We start from the raw sequence: 2,003 nt of genomic DNA, 5'->3' as shown, positions 1-2,003 counted from the left end.
ACCAAGAAGGACTATGACGACTTTGCCGAACAGCTCGCTGCCATCGGCCGTCCCATCGTCGTCGGGTTCGAGGCGACCGGAAATTACCATCGCACGCTGGCGCACAGACTGCTGACCGCGGGATTCGAGCTACGCCTCATTTCGTCGGTCGCGCTCGCCCGCACACGCGAGGCGCTGCACAACGGCTGGGACAAAAACGATTCCAAAGACGCCCAGGTCATCCTGCACATGCTGCGGATCGGGGCGACGCAGCGTTATGTCGATCCGCTGGCGGCCGGGATCAACGACCTGCAGGAACTGTCGAAGACCCACGAAACGATCTCCAAAGCCAAGACGCAAACCTGGCATCGGATCCTCACCCACTATTTGCCGCTCTACTTCCCTGAGATCGCCCGCTTCGCTGGCAACAGCAGATCCGACTGGTTTTTTGCGCTCATCGAGCGGTTCCCCACCCCTGCCAGCATCACCGCGCTCGACGCCGAGACATTCTCGGCCGTGGCCTGGCCTCTCATCGGCCGTAAGGTTTCCAAGGCCCGTCTTATCAATGACATATACGAAACGGCCTGCGCTTCGGTGGCTCTGCCAGTCCCGGAGGATTCGGCAGCGATCACCATGTTCCGCATGGTCATCGCGCAGGGGCGCAGTCTCATCCAGCAGCGTGACGAGATAGAGCGGCTTGCCCATGCCAGGCTGGCCGAGCATGTCGATTACCAGCTGCTGCGCAAGATTCCCGGCATCGGCCCGATCAACGCGCTGACCATCTTGGCGGAAGCCGGCGATCTGCGCCGGTTCAATCATCATCGCCAATTTCTGAAATTCTGCGGCCTCGATCTCGCGACGTGTCAGTCAGGCACGTTCCGTGGCCGCACAAAGCTGTCCAAATACGGCAATGCACGGTTGCGCCGGACTTTCTGGATGGCTGCTCAGGTTGCCGCGCGTCAGCGCGACAATAGCTTCCGCGATAAGCTCGGACGATATGTAGCCGGGCACGCGGACGATGCCGACCGTCGCCGCAAGGCGATGACGGCGCTCACCGCCAAGATGGCGCGCGTGGCTCACGCCGTCATCAAGACGGGGACAGAGTACCGGCCGTTCCTCGAACGGTCGGATGCCAGGTGGAAGGACCCCTCTCTGATGTGCCGTGAGGGCGCGAGAGCGACCCTGTAGATAATGTTCGGGCCTTCCACCTGGGTGCGTATCTCGTCTTAAGGATGGTGAGGACCACGGCCGCCTCGGCGCCGCTGGATCCTGTGTTTGCTATGGCAGGGAGCGATCCCGTTGACGGTGGGAGCCATCTGGCTCAGAATGCATGCCGCGCCGATGGTTGTCGGCGCATAGATACCTGCTGGCCGAAACCCGCCGCTGCTTCCCAACATAGGACGTTGTCGCTAACCACCATGCACGGCAGCCCCCGGCGCTCTGCGATGGCGGTGAGTTCGCGAACAACCCGCCGACCCGACAGCGAGGTGTCGACGATGCATCCCAGGCATTCCCGGCTGTAGTCGTCGATGACGTTGAGCATGCGGAACCGCCGGCCGCAGGCCAACGAGTCCGATACGAAGTCGAGCGACCAGCGCTGGTTGGGTTCTTGCGGGATCGCCATCGGCGCCCGCGTGCCCAGCGCGCGCTTGCGACCGCCACGCTTGCGCACCGTCAGTCGCTCCTCGCGATACAGCCGATACACCTTCTTCAGGTTCATGCCCTTGCCCTCCCGCTTGAGCAGGATCGCCAGCCGTCGATAGCCGAAGCGACGACGTTCGTTCGCGATCTCGCGCATCCGCTCGCGGACAGCATCGTCCTTTCCGCGAAGCGGCTCATATTGCCATGCCGACCGATTGACCCAGATCAGCCTGCAGGCACGACGCTCAGAGAAGCTGTGGTCGGCCATCAGCTTCTCCACCGCAGCGTAGCGCTCTGCAGACCGGGTCAGTTTTTTCCCAGCAGGTCCTTCAGCGCCGACACGTCCAGCATCGACTCCGCCAACAGCTTCTTAAGCCGGCGGT

2 pseudogenes are annotated in these 2,003 nt (G+C 62.6%); one reads left to right on the top strand and one right to left on the bottom strand.

Going from position 1 to position 2,003, the window contains the following annotated elements:
* A pseudogene (locus tag NLI89_RS21585) lies at positions 1-1,135 on the top strand (IS110 family transposase); the annotation flags it as partial.
* A gap of 246 nt (positions 1,136-1,381) precedes the next feature.
* Here NLI89_RS21585 and NLI89_RS21580 read toward each other — a convergent pair.
* Positions 1,382-2,003: pseudogene (locus NLI89_RS21580) on the bottom strand (DDE-type integrase/transposase/recombinase); the annotation flags it as partial.

The sequence above is a fragment of the Sphingomonas faeni genome (assembly GCF_024273235.1).
GTDB lineage: Bacteria > Pseudomonadota > Alphaproteobacteria > Sphingomonadales > Sphingomonadaceae > Sphingomonas > Sphingomonas faeni_A.
Note: the sequence above shows the minus strand (reverse complement) of the source record. Positions and strands in the feature narration are given on the sequence as shown.